We start from the raw sequence: 22,322 nt of genomic DNA on the forward strand, positions 1-22,322 counted from the left end.
GTTATGTGATATGATTGCCTTAACGCTTTTGTGAAAGCGCGATCGCTTTGATGGAAAACTAAAACCAAACCAAAAAAAGTAGATTAAGTATAACGGGATGTAGCGCAGCTTGGTAGCGCGCCTGCTTTGGGAGCAGGATGCCGCAGGTTCAAATCCTGTCATCCCGATTGAACTAATATAGTTAACCGTTAAAGTAATTAGCTAGGTTTTTTGCCAAATCTGCAATTTAATTGGATATTTTTATGGAGAGGACCAATTAGACTGTTCTGCTGTTGAAGTTTAACAGGTAAATTTCCTAATTAAGTAGTAAGGTGATTTTTAATACTGAGCTTTGTATAGATTTGAGAAGAGATTAAAGCAATCGTAGATGGAACGATTGATTAACTAATAGCGTCAACCAATATTAGAAAAAGCCGATAAAATAGCATTTATCATCTCCAAGCTTGGAGAGATGGAGAGATTTTTTGCTGTTTGAGAAGACATATAATAGGCATCTACGGCATTTCGCGGTAAATAGCGAAGCGAAAGCTAGAAAAACACAACGTTAGCACAGCCAATTTGTGAAAATGATACTATAGCAACTCTAAATAGTTAGGGAACATTGGATTTTGACCGTTGAGGCTTAACACTCAACTTCAACGCGCACAATGAATTTTTCACAACTAAAATGAATTGCTATATAACTAAAGCTAGTTGGTGCTGTGCAAATCCAACCATTTGTTTAATTTAATTGGACTATTGATGCGAGGAGCAGTCATGAAATCATTTATTCGCTTAGGCGCAACATTGGGTATAGCTGGCAGTGTATTTTTAACAGGGCTTTCAGGAATAGGTAATATACCAGGAATGGGCAATCTAGAGGCGATCGCCTTGCCACAAGATCAGGTAGTGAAAAAGCTCCAAGAAGTACCTGTATTCACGCTTACCAATCCTAAAGGCGAATTTGTAGTTCTTTCGAGAAACAACGCATCCAAGCCGGTGTCACAAGTGGGATTTTTTATTAGCAAGCAAGATGCTCAAAAATTCCTTGACAATCGGCTCAAAAAAGAAAATCCCCAATTGGCAGGCACCCTACAGGTTAGACCTTTGTCCTTGGCAGACTACTATAAAATAGTCCAAGAAAGCAAAAAGAAATCAGATTCTGTGATTTATACTTTAGTGCCGACGCAACAGCAAGTAGCCTCAGCAACAAGTATGCTCAATCAAAATGGTAAAAAGGTAGAGCAATTCAATGGTATTCCCTTATTTGTACCAAAATTTAAGAAAGATAATAGCTATCTGACTATTCCTCTTGCCAAAGGTAATGAACGATACATACCTTTCTTTTTTGAGAAAGAACAAGCAGTGGCTCTGTTAGAGGAATTCAAAAAAGCCGTGCCAAAGGAAGGAGCCAATACTGAAATTCAGGTGGTGGACTTGTACGGTGTTATGGAAGCTCTCAATAGCAGCAGCGATCCTAGTATCAATAAAATTGTTCTGTATCCATCACGGGAGTCGATCAATTTTATTCGCTCCCTGGCGCCAAATCAATCACCAGCGGCCAAGCCAGCTGCTGCCCCCGCTCCGAAAAAATAACGGATATGCGCTCCAAGGTTGAGGTATGGGGGAGAAACATTTAATAGTCTCTGGTTTACAACTTTGGCAGTGGCGGAATGCAGCTCTTGAAGCAGCAGGAGCCACTGATGTCCCACCAATGGAAATAGATTGGCTACTTTTAGAGGTAGCTGGGTTAGACCGCTTGGCACTGCGTTTGGAGTCTTTTAAAAACTGGCCGCAAATTCAACTGCAATTGCCTCTAGAAGAGTTAGAGCACCTGTGGCAGAGGCGATTAAATGACCGCTTACCAGTGCAGTATATTGCCGGAGTTACACCTTGGCGTCAGTTTAAACTTGCGGTGTCGAGTGCGGTTTTGATTCCTAGACCAGAGACAGAGTGTTTAATTGATTTAGCTGAAGCATCTGCTAGGAATGGTTCAGGACACTGGGCAGATTTGGGTACTGGCAGTGGAGCGATCGCACTGGGATTAGCAGATATCTTGCCAAAAGCAACAATTCATGCTGTTGATTACAGTTTAGAAGCTCTGGCGATCGCTCGCTCCAACGCCGATAATTTGGGTCTTGCTGACCGGATTCAATTTTATCAAGGTTCCTGGTGGGAGCCACTGGCATTCTTAAAAGGTCAGTTCAGTGGTATGGTGTCCAATCCTCCTTACATCCCCACCAGCACCTTACCTACTTTGCAGCCAGAAGTAGTTAACCACGAACCACATCTAGCTTTGGATGGTGGCACTGATGGCTTAGATTGCATTCGCCATTTGATCGAAATCTCCCCTAGTTATTTGCGATCGGGTGGGGTGTGGCTGATTGAGATGATGGCAGGACAGGCAGATGCCGTGCGAGAAATTTTGCAAAATCAAGGTAGCTATTGTAAAATTCAAATTCACGCTGATTTAGCTGGAATTGAACGCTTTGCCCTTGCTTATAAAAGTTAGGAGTAGAGTTAGAAATTTTATATATTTTACTTGCTAATTGTAGTAAATTAATGCTAACAGCAAAATTATTGAGGCTAAAGCCTTGATAATTGTGTTGTACAAGAAGCTAAACATACAAAACAAAAACTGTATGTATGAGTCCTTAAAACCAAAGCTTTTGTTTTACAGGACTTGTATAGTTAATTTCTGGTAGTTGCAAGATGCTTAAGGCGCAAGACTTAAACGTAGTTACACTTCAATTATCAATTTTTACACCAAATATTTCTTCCTTTGCTGCTTCAAAGGCTTTAGGTATAATTTTAAGTAAATATTCCCAAAGATATGATGGTGATGTACAGGCACTACCTCTACCGGAAGAAGTTCCTTTAGAGGTTCCTAGAATAGTGTTGCAAAGTAAAGATAGAGCTTATAGGTTAGAAATTTCACCTGCGCGAATTAATTCTTTATGGTTAAAAACTGACAATGTACAAACAGAAAGAGAAGAAATTATTGATATTTGCAAGGAAGTATTAGAATATTACATTCAGTCAATGCAAATAGAAGTTAACCGCTTGGGCTTGGTTACAATAAGAGTTCATCAAACACAAAAACCAGCAACTTTGTTAAGTAAGAAATTTTGTAAGCCAGAATTAATAGATCAAGTGTTTTCCTCCTCTGAGAACTTTGAAATTCACAACCATTCTATTAAAAATATAGAAAACTTTGTGGTTAATGTGTGGACTCGCTGTAAAAGTGGATTGATAGCAAACAACGAGCAAACGCATTCAGCACTAATAGTAGAACAAGATTTAAATACACTTGCACAAGATTTAGAAGATCGCAAGTTTAATCTAGAGGAAATAAAAAGTTTTTTTAGTCTTATGCAGCTTGAATCACAAGCTATTTTACAACTTTATTTTCCAAATAATTAGATATGATAGCTATACTAGATTCACAAAACCAGTCAGCAATAGATACAGAAGAAAGTATTATTGAATATTCAATTAACCAATATGTTAAAGCTTCAATTATTAGTGGTGTTACAAATTTTGATAGTTTAACAAAAACTAAAGTTACTAGCAAACAATCAGTTTATGTTCAAGTTTTCACATCGGATAAAGTTTCAAAAATATTAGCAATTGTTAAATCTCTTGAGAAATTAAAAGAAGATATTCAACCTATAAAACAAGATCCTATTGAAATATTTTCCAGAAGACATCTATCTAGCTTTGCGGGATCAAGTAATTCATTGAATGAGGCATTAAAAATCACTCAAGAACGCCTGATTGAACTTTGGCAAGAAGATGAAGAAGATGAATACGGTATTGTAAGACCTAGTGTTTATGCTTTTGATAAAGCGTGGAGCATTATTACTGAAGCCTCACAATTTTTGAAAGATTCTTTTAGAAAAGCGTCTGTTTCTACGGATGACGAAGGAGGTATTCGACTGACCTGGACTAAACTTGAACCAGAAGCCGAAGTTCGTCTGATTTGTCCTTGTGACCACTCTAAAGAAGTATATTTGTACCATGAGAAAGATTCAGAATATAATATTGTCAAGAATGTCACAGGATTCAATTTAGCGAGTTGGTTAGACTGGCTCAATCAGGTGTGATGGATGGTGAACAATCTACTAGTGGCAAGAAAGAATATAAGCCATTGCCATGTAGCGCCATTGTTTACAGAGCATTGCTTAGAAAACAATGGATAGATAAAGATACAGAAAGAGTAAAAGCGGATGCTTATTTTTTACGTAAAAATAAAAACGAAAAAGGTCTTTCAGTTAATATTGCCGCACACTGCTCGCCTAAGCAGTGTGCGGCAAAGTTTAACAAGTGTTTTGCACTAGCAAGTTTGCACGTAGGACGCATTCGTGATTTAGGGTTAGATGTGATACAAGACTCTTTAGACCATGCTAATATAATTGGCCTACCTGATGTTAATGATGATGCAGTTACGGCTGAACGTCTTGCGGGTTTACTGGCAAAACAATCACGAATTATAAATCCGTAAATGCAAAATTGGGAACAATGGCAAAACCAGAACAATTCGCGTGTCAGTCACACTTGCAGAACAAATTTTGTCACATGCCAGGGTAATATATTCTGGCATTGAGCTAGAACGATAGTTGGCTTTACGGACTACTGTCGGCAAGAGTATTAAATGACAAAACCAAGGCTCTTAGCATGATAAAGCCTCGTTCATCCGCAACAACAGTAAAATTTGTTGACGAATATTGTCAGTATACATGACCCAAGTTTCTTTAGAAAATCTCATAGCTGGCACACGCGCTGGGCTTTTGGTGAGCTTTCCTACTGATACAGTTCCGGCACTTGCAGCGATACCAGAAAAAGCAGCATTAATTTTTGCGGCTAAACAACGCAGTCAAGACAAACCTTTGATTTTGATGGCGGCTAGTGCTGAAGATTTGTGGCCGTATGTCAAAGGTAGGGAGAATGAATATAAAGTTTGGCAAGAAGTAGCAGATAAATATTGGCCAGGAGGGCTGACATTAGTTTTGCCAGCGAGTGAACGCTTACCAAAAGTTATGAATCCCATCGATCCAACAACAATTGGGATTCGAGTACCAAACAGTGTGATCGCTCAAACTATTTTGGCGCAAACAGGCCCTCTTGCCACCACTAGCGCCAATTTTTCTGGTCAGCCGCCTTTGCAAACAATCACAGAAATTGAGACTCAGTTTCCCCAGGTTCTGACTTTAGCAACGACAGAATACCAGGGGGAAATACTAGGGATGGGTATACCTTCCACCGTTGCTAAATGGACAGGGATAAATTGGCAGATTTTGCGACAAGGTGCAATCGAGTTAGATATTTCAAGTGATAACCAAGTATAGGTAGCTATAATGTTGTTTTCGTGGTTTTAACAACAGAGAAATCTGAAACTTTAGTTTGCGCTGTTGTAGTCAATTAGCAAATTAATAATTGCCAGATATGAATTGGAGCAACTGGATATATCTAGGAGCAGGAATAGCACTAGGTATGGTTTTCCGTCAGTTATTTGGGCGTTTGTCAAATGTTTCGTCTAGCTCATCTCCAGTAGCGCCATTAGCTCAACAGGATATGTCACTAATATCACAACAGCTACAGCAAACACAGCTAGCATACCTGATGGCAAGGGAAATGAGCCAGTTTAAAGCTGGTTTTTTGGCGCGAACTACCCATGAATTGCGATCGCCTTTTAATGGTTTGATTGGCTTACATCAGTTAATTTTGTCAGATTTGTGTGAAAATCCAGCTGAAGAGCGAGAATTTATTGCCCAAGCTCACGAGCGAACACTGAAGCTGCTGAAGCTAATGGATGAAATTCTCAACGTTGCTAGAGCTGAACATGGCACCAATAAATTAGATATTCAGCCCAGACCCTTAGCCCCAATTTTAGAGGAGGTTCATGACTTAACTTATATGCTGGCGGCAAATCGCAATTTTCCCTTACAGTTATTACCCGCCGACTCAGAAATTTATGTTTTGACAGATTACCTCTGGCTCCGCCAAGTATTGATAAGTTTAATAGACACTGCGATTACCCAGATGGAGGAAGGCAGCATTTGTATTTCCAGTAGCACCCTATCTACAAACAATTTTGTAAATATTTGGCTGGATTTACCAACCCATGCTGTACCCTGGAGCGAGCCGATTGATTTGCTCAAATTTGAAGATCGGTTGACCCAGATTGACCAAAACAAGACTGCTCTTTCCCCAGGAATGAGGCTGTTGATTAACCAGACTCTGCTGGAAGTTATGGGAGGAAAGTTAGAAATCTTGCCCTCAACCACTGTGAAGGAACCACTTCAGCAGCTTACCAGACTACAAATCTCTATCCCCCTAGTGATTCCTGAAGCTGAACTTCTGTAGCACAAACAAAAGCACGGTTAGCTTGATTGTATAGCACCATCGTAGTGGTGCTATTGGTTTGAAAACCAATCTTTTCGTAGAAACCCTGTTGGTGAGTAGTCATCAGGTAAACGCGCTCAACCCACTTTATGCGGGGATGTCTTAAAACGGTTTCTACTAAATTGCTTCCCAAGCCACTATGTTGATATTCTGGATGAATCACAACATCCCAAATTGTGGCGCGATAGATGCCATCAGATGTTGCTCTGGCAAAGCCAATGAGCCGATCACTATTCCAGACGGAAATTACTGGCTCACTGTTGGCAATGGCTATACCTAAATCTTCAATACTGCGTCCCTTTGCCCAGAAAGCGGAAACGTTTAACAGTTTTTGGAGTTGATAAAGGTCAATTTCAGACTTGCGATCGCTAAATTTAATCTGAAGATCGTTCATGTATGGCATCCACTTTTGGCAGTATCTTTAAGCAGACATTTGGTGAAATTAAATATGCATCATCCAGAAATCTTGTAGAGACTTAGTAGTGCTAAGTCTTTATATTCTTTTTCAGCAGATGTCTAGTATGGTTAAGTCATATTTTGCTATAAATTGCTGTACGTGTAGAGAAAGAAAATTTAATGACAAACCCACTTCCATAGAGGATGAGTTGCTCCCTGTTGACGTATCCGATAAACTTGTTTTTCTAAACGTTGTTTTTCCTGTGGTGGCAGTCCGAGTAGAATATTCCGACTCTGCCAAACTAAAACAGCAGCAGTCATCCCTAGACAAAAGGCTAGACCAAAGGTAGACAGTGGATGGTAGAATAATCCAAATCTCACTGCCACCCAGGTAAAATATTGTTGCCACAGAGCAATTTCTGCACGTAGACCCCACAAGGAAACAGGCGCAATGGTCAGCCATAAACAGCCGACAAACAGCCACCGACCATATACTGTTAGCTGATGTAGTCTTTGTACTTGTTGAGCAAATGATGGGTCAGATTTCTCAAAATCTGGGACAGTATTTAATGGTTCTTCCGGTTGATCCATAGGGGAATAAGATTGCAAGGCGTGGGTGAGCAATTCAAAATGCTTTCACCCAATTGTGAAATATACACAAGTTTAACTATCCTGAGAACTGGGAGATGTATCAATCTCAGCACTTTCTACCAGCTGGGATTCACCCCTGCGCTCTCGCCACCAAGCTAGGAGAGTACTGGCGATGAAAATACTTGAATATGCACCCATTATAAATCCAATAATTAAGGCCAGGGCGAAGTTTCTCAGGGTTTCGCCGCCAAATAGGAATAGGGAAAATAATGTTAGCAAAACGGTTAACGTGGTATTAATCGATCGCGTTAAAGTTTGATTGGTTGCATCATTAACAACTTTGTCAATGCGATCGTTAGGATGTTGATTCAGTATTTCCCGAATGCGATCGTAGATGACCACGGTATCTGTCACCGAGAAACCAGTAATAGTCAAAATAGCAACCACAAAAAGGCTATCAACTTCAATACCTACTATTAATCCTAAGATGGCGAAAACACCCAGCGTAATCAAAACATCATGGAACAAGGCAAGAATTGCAATTACGGCATAGTCCACCTGGAACCGCACACTTAAATAAATAACGATCCCAGCAAAGGAGACAACCAGAGCTAATAACCCTTGAGAAAATAGCTGACGACCAAGTGTTGGCCCAACAGTGTCAATTTGAGTTACTTTCGGGTTAAAGGCTCCAATTTTTTCACTCAAAGCTGTTTGCAACTGGGTGCGTTGCTCGACATTTAATGTCTTTGTGCGAATGGATATTCCCTGTTGTTTTTGACCAACAACTTGGATGCTACTATTATTTAGCTTCTGAGTGTCAACTACTTCCCTAACATCAGAAATTTCAATCGGTTGAGTACAGCTGTTTGCTTGTGTACAATCGCGTTCAAATTGTAGTCGCGTACCACCAACAAAATCTAAACTGGGACGTAGTGGTGCGCCTAGTTGTTGCCAAGAAATCACCATCGCCACGATGCTAACGATCATCAGGGTGGCAGAAATTGTCCACCAAAGTCTCCGACGTTTGATGACACTAAATTTCATGACTGTACCTCCGCACCAGACTTAATTGACGTTGAGAGATTGGGACAAAACAACTCTGGCTTACGCAAGTTGGGAAATCCCAATGTTAAGAACAGCAGTGTGCGACTACAAGTAATGGCAGTAAACAAATTCACCCCTAACCCTAGCGCCAATGTCAAAGCAAAGCCTTTAACTAAACCTGCTCCTAACCAAAACAATGCTGCACAAGATATTAATGATGTGACATGACTATCTAAAATGCTAGACCAAGCTCGGTAGAATCCAGACTCTACAGAACGATATAAAGTTTTACCAGCACGTAGTTCTTCACGGGTGCGCTCAAAAATCAATACGTTAGCATCAACTGCCATGCCGATACTGAGGATAAACCCAGCAATACCGGGGAGAGTTAATGTAATGCCTAGCAAAGCGAAGGTGGCATAAGTCAATAGCGCATAGATAATTAAAGAAAAGTCGGCAATTAACCCTGGTAGTCGGTAGTAAACTAACATGAAAATTAATACTAACAGCAATCCGCCAATACCAGCGTAAATACTGCGTTGAATACTATCTTTACCTAAACTTGCCCCGACGGTACGGTTTTCAACTATTTCTACTGGTACGGGTAATGCCCCACCGCGTAGTTGCACGCCTAAGTCATTGGCTTGTTGGGCGGTAAACCGTCCTGTAATCACAGCAGAGCCACCAGTAATGCCAGTCGCGGCAAATTCTATACCCACGGTAGGAGCGCTAATAACTTCATTGTCCAGAAAAACACCAATACTACGCCCAGTACCAGCGAGATTTTTCGTCAAATTGGCAAATAGTTCACCACCCTTTTCGTCGAAGCGAATGGCAACATTCCAGTTGTTACCTTGAGTGGGTTCACCATAGGCATCCTTGAGGTATTTGCCAATTAGCGGTGGATTGGTGCTTTCAAACAATTCTGCGATCGCTTGATTATTTTTCTGTAAATTTTCTTGATTATTGACAATTGCCGCTTTGTCAGTACTCTTTCGCAACTCTTCTTGCTTGAATTTTAATTCGGCTCTTGATGCTTGAAAAGCAAGCAGTTGAGTTTCTGTATTCGGCTTTTGGGTACGAAATTCTAACTGCGCCGTACCCCCTAATACCCGTTCAGCTTGCTCTGGATCGTTGACTCCTGGTAGTTGCACCAAGATTTTATCTGAGCTGACTGTTTGGATTACTGGCTCAGAAACACCCAGACCATTAATCCGACCTTCGACAACTTTCTTCACACCTTCCAATTCTCGGTCGGTGATTTTGGGAATTTCTGCTGATGGTTTTACCTGAATTGTGAGCTGTGAACCTCCGCGCAAGTCCAGCCCAAGGGGTATCGGAATTGTGGCAATCACCGTAATAGCGGCGATTATCAGGACTAAAATCAAAATGAATAGCGATCGCTGTCTTTGCATACCATAACTCGCAACTGACAAACGCTATAATAGCGCTCTTTTGAGGAGTTATGAGTTAGGAAATGGGGAGTGGAAAGTGGGGAGTAGGGAGTAGGGGTTGAATTTATTCCCTATTCCCTATTCCCTGTTCCCTTTTCCCTATACTCGCAACGCCACCATTTTTTCCACAGCTTCTACTATTTGCTCTGGTTGGATGATTGTTAGTCGTTCCAGATTGCCGTTGTAAGGTGTAGGAATATCTTGGGAAGAAAGCCGCAGTACTGGCGCATCCAATTCATCGAATAAGCGATCGTTTATGGAGGCGATGACTTCTGCTCCAATACCCGCAGTTCTCATGGATTCTTCCACAACAATGACTTTATGGGTTTTACGTATTGATGCACCAATGGTATCAAAATCTAATGGTTTGAGGGATATTAAATCGATAACTTCTGGATCATATCCTTGTTTTTCAAGAGTTTTTACGGCTTGGACTACATGATGGCGCATCCGGGAGTAAGTAATAATTGTCACATCTTTACCTGGACGTACAATTTCTGCTTTATCTAAGGGGAGCAGGTATTCTTCTTCTGGTAAATCTTCTTTCAAGTTGTAAAGTAAAACGTGTTCAAAGAACAACACTGGATTATCATCACGGATAGCGGATTTCAACAGTCCTTTAGCATTTCTTGGTGTGGAGCAGGCAACAATCTTCAACCCTGGCACAGCTTGGAAGTAAGTTTCTAGTCGCTGGGAATGTTCTGCGCCTAGCTGCCGTCCCACACCTCCAGGGCCGCGAATTACCATCGGAATTTTAAAGTTACCGCCAGAAGTATAGCGCAGCATCCCAGCGTTGTTGGATATTTGATTGAAGGCGAGCAGTAAAAAGCCCATGTTCATGCCTTCAATGATCGGACGCAACCCAGTCATTGCGGCTCCCACAGCCATCCCAGTAAAGCTATTTTCAGCTATAGGGGTGTCTAGAATGCGGAGTTCGCCATATTTTTGGTACAGGTCTTTGGTAACTTTATAGGAACCGCCGTAGTGCCCGACATCTTCACCGAGAACGAATACGCTGGAGTCACGCGCCATTTCTTCATCAATGGCTTCCCGTAAGGCGTTGAAGAATAGTGTTTCTGCCATTTAGACCTTTTAGTACGATTATGGTTTTAGAATTTTATCGTGCTGCTGTCCCAAATAAGGTGAGCGATCGCACTGGTTAGAGTTTAGGTTTTTTAAACGAACCGCCCCAAACATAGAGCGAGTAATTGCCATAACTATATCAAAGCTATTTAATTTAGATTTTAGAGGTTTTATGAGCTTTATGAGCGATCGCCTGACACTTTAGCAAATACGGCTGATTTCTCTATGTAATAAAACTTAGGTATCTGTGTAAAATATACTCAAAATTTCCCGATTGAAAGATACTAACTTACTTTAGTCACACCAGAGTAAAAATTTTGTTGTAGCAATAATTTAAATATGCCTACTGTAGAACAATTAAAAACGTTGTTTATCTTAAGTTTTTGGGCTACTAAAATGTATTTACCTGTGTTTTTAGTCCGAATCGATCAACGAACAAAAAATCTTGTAATTATCGCTGGTGAGGAAAATGAAATTATAATTTAGCTAGACGGGAAGTGGAGATATGTATGAGTAAGCCAGATTTTATCACAATGCCCCGTGTCCAATTGCGTCAATATATCCTTGACCACAGAGAAGATGATGAAGCCTTTCAAACTTATTTAGATCGATTCATCTCTGAAGACGCTGTAATTTTCCCTGCACCGCAGTCAATAGATAGCTTGCAAATTAACTATTTCATCGAAACTCAGTCATTTTGAGCAAAGGGATGAAGCGGCGTAACAAACCTCCAAGATACTTCATTCCCTACATTTCGTATCCTGTGAGGTTGTTATTTCTTAGAGGGTGTTTGAAAAGTTATGAGCGGTAAAAATTTATGCCAAACGCCTTACCATGATGCGAATCGTAGCAAGATAGATAAAAGTCTCAGAAGTTTCTGGTAATAGTTCATAATCTTTGTTCAAACGCCGACACCCAGTCAGCCAGCCCAAGGTTCTTTCTATTACCCAACGTTTAGGTAACAAAACAAAACCCTTGTGCTCATGGGGTCGCAGTACAACTTGGACAATCCATCGGTAAAAATCCATCACCCACTGCATAAAAGGGTTGCCATCGTAACCACCATCAACCCAGATAGTAGAAAGACGTGAAACGGTGTCTCCCATATGTCTGACCTTGTTGAGTACTTGTTTACCGCCTAAGCGTTCGTCTACACTCGCTGCTGTCACAAAAACTCGCAGTACTAAACCTAATGTATCCACGGTTAAAAACTGCTTGCGTCCTTTGACCTTTTTTGCTGCGTCGTAGCCAACGTCAAGGCTTACCATCGCTGCACTTTTAACACTTTGACTATCAATTATTGCTTCTGATGGGCTAACAAATCGCTCGTTTTCTACCCTCACCCAACCTCTGAGTCGGTCATGGATGCTCATCCATGTTCCGTCAGTACGCCAATTGCGAAAGTAGGTATACACTGTTTGCCAGTTGGGAAAGTCTCCCGGTAGGTTTCGCCAAGTAGATCCTTGTGTCAATACATAAAAAATGGCGTTGATTACCTCCCAAACCTCGACTTTCCTTGGACGACCACCTTTTTTGCCCCTTGGAATTAACGGTTCTAGCAATTCCCATTGGTCTTGGGTCAGGTTACTGGAGTATGCTTTACTCATCGCTCTCAATGGTGCTGTATCTACGTATTTACAGCTTATGCCGTAAGAGCTTTTTTACTCAACTCCTAACTTTTCAAACATCCTCTTAGATTAAGTTTTATCGTTGTTGTCTGAAGGTGTCTCCTGATATGTCATATATTGATTTTACTTTAGAGAGAATTAAACAGAATTTTCAAATAAATACTATTGAGCAAACTGATATTTTTGCTAATATATCTGAGATAGAATCCAGTAATTTATTAAAATAAATCCTTCAATATAATTTACCTATAGCTATTGCTAGCAATAGTGAAAAAGCTCGCTCTCAGATGATTATTTCTCCAATTTTACTAAATTTGAGGCGACAATTAAATGACCAGATAAATTTGTTTTCTGGTGTTGAATTCAATGTTGATCCTGCACAAGGTTTAAATGGAATCTGTAATTTTATAATTACCCGTTATCCAGAAAGACTAATTATCACTGCACCAGTCATTATTATTGTAGAAGCTAAAAAAGAAAACATTCCTGCTGGTTTAGGATAATGTGTAGCCGAAATGTTAGCAGCACGAATATTTAACGAACGAGCAGGTAATGAAAATTTGATAATTTATGGAACTGTTACAACTGGAAGTATTTGGCAATTTTTAAAATTAGAAGGGCAATCTATCCAGATTAATTTAAGTGAATATTATCTTAAAGATGTCAATAAAATTTTAGGAATCTTAGCTAGTGGTGTCCGCTAAAAAAATTATAATGAAGTAGCGATCGCTATCCTTAAAACACCCGCTCAAAAGGTTTTTTCCGGTAATGTCGATAAATATCAAAATCACTGTCCAAAGTAGGGTAGGCGTAGCCTGCCGCAGGCATCACAGCAATATCTAAGCGTTCTGAAATGACAATCAAGGATAAATCTGCAAAATCCCCTGGTAAATCTATATACTGAGTATTCAACTCAGCAATGTGCGAAAAATCTTGCGGTAATAGTTGCTCACACTCATAAAGTTGTTTAGCAACATCTAGAAGAAACTCGTTTTGTGTACGCCAATCAAAGTTCAGCAACCACACCACTTCTGCAATACAAATGGGCGTAGTCACTAACTTAGAAGTAGAGTTCTCAAAAAAACGACGCACCTGTTGGTGATACTGATCTGTGGCGCTGTAGTACGCAAATAAAAACCCGCTATCCGCCAATATAAGCGGATAGTAGGTCATGGGTGGCGCTTGTTGAGATATTGAGCGATCGCTTTCTTACGGTTTGAGCGTTCCGATAAATCCATTGGTGCATCTTGCAGCAGATGTTCAGGGTGTCCACCCCGCCTCTCAACCAAAGATTTTACCCGCTTGTAAGGTCAGCCAGCTTTCAGCAATCAAGCGTCAAATCAACTCACTCTTGTCCGTTTGCTGGTGAGCCAAGATATCGGCTAACTGCCGTTCTACTTCTTCGTCCAGCTTGACACTGAGCATAACTTTTATCATTCTTGCAATACACGTATGACAAGGATAACGCGGATTAGTTAGTTTTTTTTGAATTTCGCACCAGATCAAGCCAAAACACAAAAATCTCACGCCCAAACACTAAAACACAACTCTGCATCTGAAGCGCATCTGCGTGAGATTTCCCACTAAATTAGTATTCAATATACCTAGCCTACTTTAACCATCGCGCCGCATCTTTGGCATGATAAGTCAATATCAAATCTGCACCAGCCCGTTTAAATCCAGTTAAAGTTTCCATAACCACCCGCTCTTCATCAATCCAACCATTGAGAGCCGCAGCTTTCACCATCGCATACTCACCAGAAACATTGTAAGCCGCAACTGGCAAGTTACTAGCTTCCTTGACGCGCCAAATAATATCCATGTATGCCAAGGCTGGCTTAACCATGAGCATATCAGCACCTTCAGCGATATCTAATTCAATCTCTTTAATCGCTTCACGGGCATTACCTGGGTCCATTTGGTAAGTTCTTCTGTCCCCAAATTGTGGTGTCGAGTCTGCTGCATCCCTAAACGGGCCATAATAACCTGAAGCATACTTAGCAGCATAAGATAAAATCGGCGTATCTTGAAATCCGGCTTCATCCAAACCCACACGAATCGCCTGTACAAAACCATCCATCATCCCAGAAGGCGCGATGATATCGGCACCAGCTTTCGCTTGAGAAACCGCTGTTTTCTTCAACAATTCCAGAGTTGGGTCATTTAAAACTCGTCCTGTTAAATCACCAACTTGCAGATAACCACAATGACCGTGGCTAGTATACTCACACAAACAAGTATCAGCAATTACAATCAAATCTGGTACTGCTGCTTTTACCGCTGTCGCTGCTTTTTGGACGATACCGCAATCATGCCAAGCGCCAGTGGCATCCACATCTTTATCAGCTGGAATCCCAAATAAAATAATAGAAGGAATTCCTAAGTCATAAACTTCTTTTGCTTCTTCAACAATTTTATCTACCGAAAGTTGGTAGACTCCAGGCATCGATTTCACCTCATTAGCGATTCCCTCACCTGGTACAGCAAATAGTGGGTAGATTAAATCGCTTGTTGTTAAAACAGTTTCACGAACCATCCGGCGCAATTGGGGATGTGTACGCAGACGACGGGGGCGATGTATAGGAAACATAAAATTTTATGAAGAAAAACAACCCAAATAGACACAAAACAAAGCGTCACAAAAGCAGGCTAAAATTTTCCTGCCGTCAGACAGACTACAAACAGTGCTTAACTGTCTTTTGCCCTACTCTTAATCAAGTTGTGGGGCAATTTTGTATTCTACAGCTTGGTTGCACCTATCCGACGGACTAGAAAAAAAACAACATTATGAAGCAATTCAAAATTCAAAATGATAAGGCCATCTGTTGGCAAAATCTTGGCGAATTGAGGGTTGAAATTTAAACGTATAGGCGCTTTGCCTTCCCGCAGGGTAGGGGCGCAGAGGTCAACGCAGAGGCACGCAAAGAATTCGCTACGAATTAATGAAATGTTGTACTTGGTAGCGAATAACTGACAATGCCCAATGTTCATACCTATAATCTCATTAAAAAACTCGGAAAATATAGGGATAACGGAAGGGTATATCAGGATTGTTGAAAACTCCGATGAGCGCCCAAATTGTTAATCCCCAGTGTAATAGATATCCCAGACCAGCTAGTGGTCCCAGCAATAATAGAGGTAACACTAACCAGCCGAATAAAAAAAACAGTGCTCCCAGAATTGCACCATAAAACCAGACATTAAAGTGGAAATTGATGGATTCTTTGGCGTTTTCTTTAACAACAGGATCGTTAGATACAAGCAGTATGGCGATAGGTACACCTACAGATACCAATGTTGTGCTGAAAAAAATCGCTCCATGCGACAAGGCTGATAGAAGCTTTCGCTTGTCTGTGTCGTACATTGCTTTCTCCTATTTAGTCAGATTGTTGGTTATACTACGACCCTATCATGAGCATCGTTGTCTTAAGATTAAAAGACTTGCCAGAGTCAAAAAAAATTAAGTTAACTAACAAACAAATACATTTATGTCTACTGAACTTCAGTCTGAACTTATTCAAGCAGTTGAACTTCGCCGCAACTTTGCGATTATATCTCACCCCGATGCGGGTAAAACTACACTAACTGAAAAGCTACTCTTGTACGGGGGTGCAATTCACGAAGCTGGGGCTGTTAAGGCGCGACGGGCACAGCGCAAGGCTACCTCTGACTGGATGGCGATGGAGCAACAACGGGGTATTTCCATTACCTCCACAGTGTTGCAATTTGAATACCGGAATTGTCAAATTAATTTATTAGACACTCCCGGACACCAAGATTTCAGTGAAGACACTTATCGTACCCTTGCCGCCGCCGATAATGCCGTGATGTTGATTGATGCAGCAAAAGGTTTGGAACCCCAAACGCGCAAATTGTTTGAAGTGTGTAAGTTGCGGGGTATCCCGATCTTTACATTTATCAACAAGCTTGATCGCCCAGGAAGGGAACCTCTGGAATTGTTGGATGAAATTGAGCAAGAATTGGGATTGCAAACTTATGCAGTCAACTGGCCGATTGGCATGGGCGATCGCTTTAAAGGTGTTTTTGACCGACACAAGCAACAAATACATCTATTTGAACGCAGCGCCCACGGTAGCCGAGAAGCCCGTGATACGATAGTAGAATTAGGCGATCCGAAAATAGAAGAACAGCTAGAACAAAACTTGTACTACCAACTGAAAAACGATCTAGAACTGTTAGAAGGAGTTGGACCAGAGCTAGATTTACAGTTGATACACGAAGGCAAAATGACGCCTGTGTTCTTTGGTAGTGCCATGACTAACTTCGGGGTAGAGTTATTCCTCAAGTATTTCCTCGACTATGCCCTCAAACCCGGTTCTCATGTCAGCAGTGTTGGCGAAGTTCCCCCTACATACCCGGAGTTTTCGGGGTTTGTCTTTAAACTGCAAGCGAATATGGACCCGAAGCACCGCGATCGCGTCGCATTTATCCGGGTCTGCACTGGTAAGTTTGAAAAAGATATGATGGTGAATCACGCCCGCATTGGTAAACTTATCCGTCTATCTCGCCCGCAAAAACTTTTTGCTCAAGAGCGAGAATCGATTGATGTGGCTTATCCTGGCGATGTGATCGGTTTGAACAATCCCGGTGTTTTTGCGATCGGGGATACAATTTACACGGGGCAAAAGCTTGAATATGAAGGGATTCCGTATTTTTCGCCAGAACTGTTTGCATCTATGAGGAATCCCAACCCCTCGAAGTCTAAACAATTCCAAAAAGGCGTTGCGGAATTGCGAGAAGAAGGCGCTGTGCAAATTATGTATTCAACTGATGAAGCCAAGCGCGATCCAATTTTGGCGGCGGTGGGTCAGTTGCAATTCGAGGTAGTGCAGTTTCGCTTACAAAACGAGTATGGTGTAGAAACCATATTAGATCCATTGCCCTACAGTGTCGCCCGTTGGGTTGAGGGTGGTTGGGAAGCATTAGAAAAGGTGGGACGAATATTCAATACCACTACAGTTAAAGACAGTATGGGACGGCCAGTGCTGCTATTCCGTAATGAATGGAATTGTCAACAGTTATTGGGCGACCATCCAGAGTTAAAATTAAGCGCGATTGCCCCAGTATTTTCTAGTCAACAACCAGTGGAGGAGTGAAGAAGAATATAGAATTCAGAATCCAGAATTCAGAATTATTCCAACAGGAGATCCAACTGAATTCTGACGACTGACGCCTTTATTCAATCTTTATCGTTCACTTGACAAATTTAACTGGGCGCGGTTGATTTCCACGGCATCCGAGGTTCGCGCTTTCGCACAAACGTGGATCATTTAGAAGAGATTGGAGTGCCAGAATTTGTATGCCTTCACATACCAAACCGTCTTTGGAGGCTGGTTTAGTTGCCCTCAAGCAAGGAAATTACCAAACAGCGATCGCTCAACTAGAACCTATTGCTAGTATTCAAAGCAATGCGACTGCTAGCTTACAAGCCCAGGTTGGTTTAGTGATGGCTTATGCTCGCACTGGCGAAGTTCCCAAAGCGATCGCTATTTCCCAGAATCTGATTGAGAGTAACAATCCGCAAGTTCAAGAGTGGGCAACACGCGCTCTCGAACATTTAACAAAACGTAAAAAATCCGATCAAGAATCAAAAAAAGTCGAAACTGGATTTGTTGCCTTTGAGAATTTAACCCCAGATTCAACCTCCGTTACTCCCCCGGAAACTCCTACATTAGAGGAAAAGCCGAACAACGATCAAGTAATAGAAACCAAAAGCGACGACATCGCGCCGATGGTGCCACTAGCTAGACTCAAAGCTACATTAGCGACACCGCTACCACCACCAGCTGCGCCCCTAAGCGGCTTTATGGGTTCCGTTACCCGTACCCAAGCCAAATTATTCGGTGTTATTTACTGGCGACAAGCACAACGCGCCAGAGCATGGCAACCACTACGTAAACCAAAATTAATTCCCTTGCGGTTACTGTCCGCCGGGACATTCATCGCCCTGTTTTGGGTGATCCGAGAAATCCTTAAGTTAGCATTGGGATTCATCAACCAGACTTTAGTCAAACTACCTTATCTGGAACCAATACAGCTTTTATACCGTGACCCTACTCAACTGTTGCTAATAGTATTGGTGATTTTAATCGGAGTATCACCTTGGCTGCTGGATCTGCTACTAGCGAACTTGTATGGTCAGCGAGAATTTCCGAAAGATGTATTGAATACCCATAGCCGCGAAGCTGTTCGGGTACTACAACGTTGTTGCCAACAGCGGCACTGGCCGTTACCCAAACTGCGGATTTTACCAACGGCTGCACCAATTATTCTGACTTATGGTAGTTTACCACGTAATGCCAGGATTGTTGTGAGTCAAGGGCTGTTAGAGCAGTTGGCAGATGATGAAATCGCCGTTATTTACGCCACGCAACTAGGGCATATTGCTCACTGGGATTTTGCTGTAATGTCTTTGTTGCTGCTGGTGACACTACCAACTCATAAGCTATATCAGCAAGTGTCGGAGTTGGGAGACAAAATATCAGCGAAAATTTGGCGCTGGCCGGTGACAATTCTGGCGAGTCTAATTTATGGAGTTTGGTGTTTGCTGACTGGAACTGCATTGTGGTTGTCGCAGTTGCGGCTTTATTATAGCGATCGCGTCGCCGCTGAAATTACTGGTAATCCCAATGCCCTGATTCGCGCTTTACTCAAAATCGCCATTGGTATTGCTGCTGATATCCAAAAACAAGAACACACCAGTTGGCAACTGGAAAGCTTAAATCTTTTAACACCAATCAGCTACCAACAGAGTTTGTCTTTGGGCACTATTGCCAGTAATCTATCTTTTGAATCTTTTTTGAAATGGGATATTGCCAATCCCTATCGCCGATGGTTTACGATTAATAATAGCCATCCTTTAATGGGCGATCGCCTTGAACGCCTCTGCCAAATAGCCCGTCACTGGCATCTAGACACCGAACTACATTTTGCAAGCGTTCCATCAAAGGTTAAGCGTCAGTCTTTTCTATTACAAGTCGCTCCCTGGTTGGGAATTCCTCTAGGGGTTCTATTTGCAGCTTTCGTCTGGCTAACCTGGCAACTAGCATTCACACTCAAGTTTTTAAATCTAAAGTGGATATATGAAGATTGGTCTTTCATTACAGGCTGCCTTCTGATTGGCTTTAGCATCGGTACTGTGATGCGGATTAATTCTTTCTTCCCCGATATTAAACCTGCCACCATACAAACTGACGACAGCTTACCCAACCTGTTAGCTGACCCTTCTGCCTTACCTATTGATAGCGTCAGCGTGCGTCTTGTGGGTAAATTATTAGGTCGTCAAGGCACTAGTAACACCCTAGCGCAAGATTTAATTTTGCAATCCAGCGCGGGTTTGGTGAAATTACATCACATTTCTTGGCTAGGACAATCAGTCAATCACCAGGATCTAATCGGGCGGCAAATTATCGTCACAGGTTGGTTCCGGCGAGGAGCAACACCTTGGATCGATATCCAAACCCTAGAAACTCAAAGTGGTAAAACCATTCATAGCCCTCATCCTATTTGGTCTACTTTTTTGGCTGTTGCAGCACAGGCTTGGGGCGCATACGTCTTTCTCACTGGTTAGTCATTGGTCATTAGCAAAGGACAAAGGACAAAGGACAAATCGGAATGTAAACAAAAGTTGCAGGTTTCCTTAACAAGTGTTACATTTATTTACACAAACAAGAGCAACTGACATAACTCAGCATCACCGCTTAGTTGTGGATTTAGTTGTGGATTTAGGTGCTTTTTCCCCGCTCTATACCTTTTTATCCTCCCAACACAGCAGCAAATTAACCAGCCACTGGCTGGTTTTTGTTTCAAAATATCTCACCTGAATAAAAAAATGTGTTTTATGTTACGATGCAGTAATACTAATGTCGGAAATGTATGCGCTAAACTAGCTACGTAGAAAATACCGTGGTAATTTAAGGAATGGTATTTGATTCTGCGAATAAGGGCATAAAAGAAAGCGTCTACTTTAGCAAGCAATAGGCTATTAAATTTACAATTCTTAGAATTAAGGTGTTATTAGCTCACCATAGTGTGAGCCTTTGGATTAAATAAGCTTGATCCCGACGAAAAACTGTATTGTTGTATAGGTTGACAGTTTCGAGCAAAAAAATTGGTTTATGGCAGTCTTGGTCAATAGCATCTATTTAAAAGCTAAAGCTAAGTGATTGTTTTCTTGCCTTGCCATGTTCATTCAACTCTGGAGGTATAGTTCATGTCTGTTCGCCTATATATAGGTAATTTGCCTAAAGATGAAATAGATCGTCAAGATCTGCAAGCCGTTTTTGCAGCAGAAGGTGATGCTGTAACTACTAAATTAATTAAAGACCGCAAAACTGGCAAATGCCGTGGTTTCGGTTTTCTTACAGTCAATAATGATGAACAAGCTGACGAAATTATTGAAAAGTATAATGGTCAGATGTTCAAAGATACTCCCATTAAGCTAGAGAAGGCATTACCTCGGACAAAGGGTGAAGAGGGCGACGAGCAAGCTCCTAAACCAGTTACTCTTGCTAGTAATAGTACCCCGACTCCTAGCCCCAACAGAGAAGGTAGCCGTCGTGAGAAAAGCTCTAAGAAGCCTCGTCGTGGCGGCGGTGGCGGAGGTTCTCGTGAAAGCAGCACTACAACCACCGATTCAGATGCTATTCGTCCAGATCCTCGTTGGGCTTCGGAATTAGAAAAGCTGAAGCAGATGCTAGCTGCACAAACTACAAATTAATCCTCAAGGGAGAGAAATTAAAAATTAAAAATCAGAATTTTTTTTGATTTTTAATTTTTAATTGTTGATAATTATCTAGCTGCTTAGTTTAATCAACTTGCAGCTAATTTTGTAAGTACGTAGGCGCAGTCCGCTGTAGGCATCGCATCGCCACTAGTCACACTAAGGCGTACCTGAGAGTTAGCAGCGAGGAGCGTGCAAATCGCCCAAGCTCCACAAAATCTATCTGGATTTCAATCAAATCAAACGACACATAAGTTTCACTAATTCATTATACTTATGCAATATGAGGTATACATTAATACAATCAAAGTTTATGTAGACTGATTGTTAAAGCTTGGTTATAAAAAAATAAAATTAAGTTTTTGTGATTAAACACATCAAAAACCCTGATCTTTATGAATGCGATCGCAGTAATTAGCTGGATTTAATAAATTATAGTCAGTAATGGCAAGCTTGATAATGCCAAGCGAATCAGAGGCGCGATCGCTCTAAAGATAATCTACACTCAAGGAGATACCGATCGTTTTCAGCTTCTGTTATGTCCTCAACTCTAGATTCTTTGCCACCTGCGCTCGCTAAAATTGTCCAGCGCTTTCAACGCGCTTCTGAACCGAAGCGACGCTACGAACAGCTAATCTGGTATGCTCAGAAGCTCAATGAGTTCCCAGAAGCTGATAAATTAGCCGAAAATAAAGTTCCTGGTTGCGTGTCTCAAGTTTATATCACCGCAGCCTTGGATGACGGTAAAATTGTATTTCAGGGCGATTCCGATTCCCAGTTAACCAAAGGATTAGTAGGGCTTCTGGTTGAAGGATTACATGGATTAACACCAACCGAGATTGTCCAACTTACTCCAGATTTTATTCAAGAAACAGGTTTAAATGTTAGCCTGACACCTTCCCGTGCTAATGGATTTTACAACATTTTTAAAACCATGCAAAAAAAAGCATTGGAATCTAAGTTAGATTTGCGTAACTAAACTTGGTCATTTGTCAT

Annotated in this window: 24 protein-coding genes and 1 tRNA gene; 16 read left to right on the forward strand and 9 right to left on the reverse strand. The window is 41.4% G+C overall.

Features of this window, described 5'->3' with window-relative positions; all coding sequences use genetic code 11:
• The first annotated feature begins 93 nt into the window (after positions 1-93).
• From V7K60_RS10755 to V7K60_RS10790, 8 genes are all read left to right on the forward strand, one after another.
• A tRNA-Pro gene (locus V7K60_RS10755) sits at positions 94-167 on the forward strand.
• A gap of 589 nt (positions 168-756) precedes the next feature.
• The gene (locus tag V7K60_RS10760; RefSeq protein WP_334925305.1) at positions 757-1,575 is read left to right on the forward strand and encodes a Tic22 family protein; all 819 of its coding nucleotides are present in this window, start codon (positions 757-759) and stop codon (positions 1,573-1,575) included.
• 25 nt (positions 1,576-1,600) lie between these two features.
• Entirely contained in the window at positions 1,601-2,491 is an 891-nt protein-coding gene (prmC, locus tag V7K60_RS10765) for a peptide chain release factor N(5)-glutamine methyltransferase (RefSeq protein WP_334925307.1), read from the forward strand.
• Between the two features lie 200 nt (positions 2,492-2,691).
• Positions 2,692-3,402 (forward strand): hypothetical protein, encoded by a 711-nt coding sequence (locus V7K60_RS10770; RefSeq protein ID WP_334925309.1) that lies wholly within the window; start codon positions 2,692-2,694, stop codon positions 3,400-3,402.
• Between the two features lie 2 nt (positions 3,403-3,404).
• Positions 3,405-4,085, forward strand: coding sequence for a hypothetical protein (locus tag V7K60_RS10775; protein ID WP_334925311.1), 681 nt, complete (start codon positions 3,405-3,407; stop codon positions 4,083-4,085).
• Positions 4,085-4,483, forward strand: coding sequence for a hypothetical protein (locus V7K60_RS10780; protein ID WP_334925314.1), 399 nt, complete (start codon positions 4,085-4,087; stop codon positions 4,481-4,483). Before V7K60_RS10775 ends, V7K60_RS10780 begins: the two co-directional genes overlap by 1 nt.
• Positions 4,484-4,718: 235 nt before the next feature.
• Entirely contained in the window at positions 4,719-5,327 is a 609-nt protein-coding gene (locus V7K60_RS10785) for an L-threonylcarbamoyladenylate synthase (RefSeq protein ID WP_334925315.1), read from the forward strand.
• A gap of 97 nt (positions 5,328-5,424) precedes the next feature.
• Positions 5,425-6,345 carry a sensor histidine kinase gene (locus tag V7K60_RS10790; RefSeq protein ID WP_334925316.1) on the forward strand — a complete coding sequence of 307 codons (921 nt, stop codon included), beginning with the start codon at positions 5,425-5,427 and terminating at the stop codon, positions 6,343-6,345.
• Here the strand turns inward: V7K60_RS10790 and V7K60_RS10795 are convergent.
• The 5 genes from V7K60_RS10795 to V7K60_RS10815 form a co-directional block, all read right to left on the reverse strand.
• Positions 6,308-6,778: a GNAT family N-acetyltransferase gene (locus tag V7K60_RS10795; RefSeq protein ID WP_334925317.1), complete on the reverse strand. Its 471-nt coding sequence runs from the start codon at positions 6,776-6,778 to the stop codon at positions 6,308-6,310. The genes V7K60_RS10790 and V7K60_RS10795 overlap by 38 nt on opposite strands.
• Before the next feature lie 179 nt (positions 6,779-6,957).
• The gene (locus V7K60_RS10800; protein ID WP_334925318.1) at positions 6,958-7,371 is read right to left on the reverse strand and encodes a hypothetical protein; all 414 of its coding nucleotides are present in this window, start codon (positions 7,369-7,371) and stop codon (positions 6,958-6,960) included.
• Between the two features lie 72 nt (positions 7,372-7,443).
• Positions 7,444-8,418, reverse strand: coding sequence for a protein translocase subunit SecF (secF, locus tag V7K60_RS10805; RefSeq protein WP_334925320.1), 975 nt, complete (start codon positions 8,416-8,418; stop codon positions 7,444-7,446).
• Entirely contained in the window at positions 8,415-9,833 is a 1,419-nt protein-coding gene (gene secD / locus V7K60_RS10810) for a protein translocase subunit SecD (protein ID WP_334925534.1), read from the reverse strand. Before secD ends, secF begins: the two co-directional genes overlap by 4 nt.
• A gap of 138 nt (positions 9,834-9,971) precedes the next feature.
• Positions 9,972-10,955, reverse strand: a complete 984-nt coding sequence (locus tag V7K60_RS10815) for an alpha-ketoacid dehydrogenase subunit beta (protein ID WP_292776035.1) — start codon at positions 10,953-10,955, stop codon at positions 9,972-9,974.
• A gap of 339 nt (positions 10,956-11,294) precedes the next feature.
• Here V7K60_RS10815 and V7K60_RS35200 point away from each other — a divergent pair, with 339 nt between their 5' ends.
• Positions 11,295-11,441 (forward strand): DUF6888 family protein, encoded by a 147-nt coding sequence (locus V7K60_RS35200; protein WP_442944368.1) that lies wholly within the window; start codon positions 11,295-11,297, stop codon positions 11,439-11,441.
• Positions 11,442-11,464: 23 nt separating this feature from the next.
• Complete coding sequence (locus V7K60_RS10820; protein WP_334925322.1) at positions 11,465-11,656, forward strand: DUF6887 family protein; 192 nt, start codon at positions 11,465-11,467, stop codon at positions 11,654-11,656.
• 114 nt (positions 11,657-11,770) lie between these two features.
• Here V7K60_RS10820 and V7K60_RS10825 read toward each other — a convergent pair whose 3' ends face one another.
• Positions 11,771-12,562 (reverse strand): IS5 family transposase, encoded by a 792-nt coding sequence (locus V7K60_RS10825; RefSeq protein WP_334925324.1) that lies wholly within the window; start codon positions 12,560-12,562, stop codon positions 11,771-11,773.
• Positions 12,563-12,870: 308 nt separating this feature from the next.
• Here V7K60_RS10825 and V7K60_RS10830 point away from each other — a divergent pair, with 308 nt between their 5' ends.
• Entirely contained in the window at positions 12,871-13,086 is a 216-nt protein-coding gene (locus V7K60_RS10830) for a hypothetical protein (protein WP_334925326.1), read from the forward strand.
• A gap of 12 nt (positions 13,087-13,098) precedes the next feature.
• Positions 13,099-13,287: a hypothetical protein gene (locus V7K60_RS10835; protein ID WP_334925328.1), complete on the forward strand. Its 189-nt coding sequence runs from the start codon at positions 13,099-13,101 to the stop codon at positions 13,285-13,287.
• Between the two features lie 31 nt (positions 13,288-13,318).
• Here V7K60_RS10835 and V7K60_RS10840 read toward each other — a convergent pair whose 3' ends face one another.
• The 3 genes from V7K60_RS10840 to V7K60_RS10850 form a co-directional block, all read right to left on the reverse strand.
• Positions 13,319-13,756, reverse strand: coding sequence for a type II toxin-antitoxin system VapC family toxin (locus tag V7K60_RS10840; protein WP_334925330.1), 438 nt, complete (start codon positions 13,754-13,756; stop codon positions 13,319-13,321).
• 436 nt (positions 13,757-14,192) lie between these two features.
• Complete coding sequence (gene hemB / locus V7K60_RS10845) at positions 14,193-15,173, reverse strand: porphobilinogen synthase (RefSeq protein WP_273763867.1); 981 nt, start codon at positions 15,171-15,173, stop codon at positions 14,193-14,195.
• Between the two features lie 414 nt (positions 15,174-15,587).
• A complete protein-coding gene (locus tag V7K60_RS10850; RefSeq protein ID WP_334925332.1) occupies positions 15,588-15,947 on the reverse strand; it encodes a DUF4870 domain-containing protein in 360 nt (119 codons plus the stop codon).
• Between the two features lie 124 nt (positions 15,948-16,071).
• Between V7K60_RS10850 and prfC the strand changes: the two genes are divergently transcribed.
• From prfC to V7K60_RS10870, 4 genes are all read left to right on the forward strand, one after another.
• The gene (gene prfC / locus V7K60_RS10855) at positions 16,072-17,700 is read left to right on the forward strand and encodes a peptide chain release factor 3 (protein WP_334925334.1); all 1,629 of its coding nucleotides are present in this window, start codon (positions 16,072-16,074) and stop codon (positions 17,698-17,700) included.
• A 203-nt stretch (positions 17,701-17,903) separates the two neighbouring features.
• On the forward strand, positions 17,904-20,174 hold the full coding sequence (locus V7K60_RS10860; protein WP_334925336.1) for a M48 family metalloprotease: 2,271 nt from the start codon (positions 17,904-17,906) through the stop codon (positions 20,172-20,174).
• A gap of 642 nt (positions 20,175-20,816) precedes the next feature.
• On the forward strand, positions 20,817-21,323 hold the full coding sequence (locus V7K60_RS10865) for an RNA recognition motif domain-containing protein (protein WP_322727003.1): 507 nt from the start codon (positions 20,817-20,819) through the stop codon (positions 21,321-21,323).
• A gap of 541 nt (positions 21,324-21,864) precedes the next feature.
• Positions 21,865-22,305: a SufE family protein gene (locus tag V7K60_RS10870; RefSeq protein ID WP_334925338.1), complete on the forward strand. Its 441-nt coding sequence runs from the start codon at positions 21,865-21,867 to the stop codon at positions 22,303-22,305.
• Positions 22,306-22,322: the final 17 nt, after the last annotated feature.

Origin of the sequence: Nostoc sp. (genome assembly GCF_036917555.1) — a bacterium.
In the GTDB taxonomy this organism is placed as follows: Bacteria; Cyanobacteriota; Cyanobacteriia; order Cyanobacteriales; family Nostocaceae; genus Nostoc.

What these genes read in the sequence shown, in the direction of transcription:
- V7K60_RS10870 (WP_334925338.1), top strand. Translation starts at nt 21,865, where the DNA reads ATGTCCTCAACTCTAGATTCTTTGCCACCTGCGCTCGCTAAAATTGTC.
- V7K60_RS10835 (WP_334925328.1), top strand. Translation starts at nt 13,099, where the DNA reads ATGTTAGCAGCACGAATATTTAACGAACGAGCAGGTAATGAAAATTTG.
- prmC (WP_334925307.1), top strand. Translation starts at nt 1,601, where the DNA reads ATGGGGGAGAAACATTTAATAGTCTCTGGTTTACAACTTTGGCAGTGG.
- secD (WP_334925534.1), bottom strand. Translation starts at nt 9,833, where the DNA reads ATGCAAAGACAGCGATCGCTATTCATTTTGATTTTAGTCCTGATAATC.
- V7K60_RS10825 (WP_334925324.1), bottom strand. Translation starts at nt 12,562, where the DNA reads ATGAGTAAAGCATACTCCAGTAACCTGACCCAAGACCAATGGGAATTG.
- V7K60_RS10785 (WP_334925315.1), top strand. Translation starts at nt 4,719, where the DNA reads ATGACCCAAGTTTCTTTAGAAAATCTCATAGCTGGCACACGCGCTGGG.
- V7K60_RS10770 (WP_334925309.1), top strand. Translation starts at nt 2,692, where the DNA reads ATGCTTAAGGCGCAAGACTTAAACGTAGTTACACTTCAATTATCAATT.
- V7K60_RS10820 (WP_334925322.1), top strand. Translation starts at nt 11,465, where the DNA reads ATGAGTAAGCCAGATTTTATCACAATGCCCCGTGTCCAATTGCGTCAA.
- V7K60_RS10760 (WP_334925305.1), top strand. Translation starts at nt 757, where the DNA reads ATGAAATCATTTATTCGCTTAGGCGCAACATTGGGTATAGCTGGCAGT.
- V7K60_RS10865 (WP_322727003.1), top strand. Translation starts at nt 20,817, where the DNA reads ATGTCTGTTCGCCTATATATAGGTAATTTGCCTAAAGATGAAATAGAT.
- V7K60_RS10860 (WP_334925336.1), top strand. Translation starts at nt 17,904, where the DNA reads ATGCCTTCACATACCAAACCGTCTTTGGAGGCTGGTTTAGTTGCCCTC.
- V7K60_RS10795 (WP_334925317.1), bottom strand. Translation starts at nt 6,778, where the DNA reads ATGAACGATCTTCAGATTAAATTTAGCGATCGCAAGTCTGAAATTGAC.
- secF (WP_334925320.1), bottom strand. Translation starts at nt 8,418, where the DNA reads ATGAAATTTAGTGTCATCAAACGTCGGAGACTTTGGTGGACAATTTCT.
- V7K60_RS10840 (WP_334925330.1), bottom strand. Translation starts at nt 13,756, where the DNA reads ATGACCTACTATCCGCTTATATTGGCGGATAGCGGGTTTTTATTTGCG.
- prfC (WP_334925334.1), top strand. Translation starts at nt 16,072, where the DNA reads ATGTCTACTGAACTTCAGTCTGAACTTATTCAAGCAGTTGAACTTCGC.
- V7K60_RS10790 (WP_334925316.1), top strand. Translation starts at nt 5,425, where the DNA reads ATGAATTGGAGCAACTGGATATATCTAGGAGCAGGAATAGCACTAGGT.
- V7K60_RS35200 (WP_442944368.1), top strand. Translation starts at nt 11,295, where the DNA reads ATGCCTACTGTAGAACAATTAAAAACGTTGTTTATCTTAAGTTTTTGG.
- V7K60_RS10815 (WP_292776035.1), bottom strand. Translation starts at nt 10,955, where the DNA reads ATGGCAGAAACACTATTCTTCAACGCCTTACGGGAAGCCATTGATGAA.
- hemB (WP_273763867.1), bottom strand. Translation starts at nt 15,173, where the DNA reads ATGTTTCCTATACATCGCCCCCGTCGTCTGCGTACACATCCCCAATTG.
- V7K60_RS10830 (WP_334925326.1), top strand. Translation starts at nt 12,871, where the DNA reads ATGATTATTTCTCCAATTTTACTAAATTTGAGGCGACAATTAAATGAC.
- V7K60_RS10780 (WP_334925314.1), top strand. Translation starts at nt 4,085, where the DNA reads ATGGATGGTGAACAATCTACTAGTGGCAAGAAAGAATATAAGCCATTG.
- V7K60_RS10775 (WP_334925311.1), top strand. Translation starts at nt 3,405, where the DNA reads ATGATAGCTATACTAGATTCACAAAACCAGTCAGCAATAGATACAGAA.
- V7K60_RS10800 (WP_334925318.1), bottom strand. Translation starts at nt 7,371, where the DNA reads ATGGATCAACCGGAAGAACCATTAAATACTGTCCCAGATTTTGAGAAA.
- V7K60_RS10850 (WP_334925332.1), bottom strand. Translation starts at nt 15,947, where the DNA reads ATGTACGACACAGACAAGCGAAAGCTTCTATCAGCCTTGTCGCATGGA.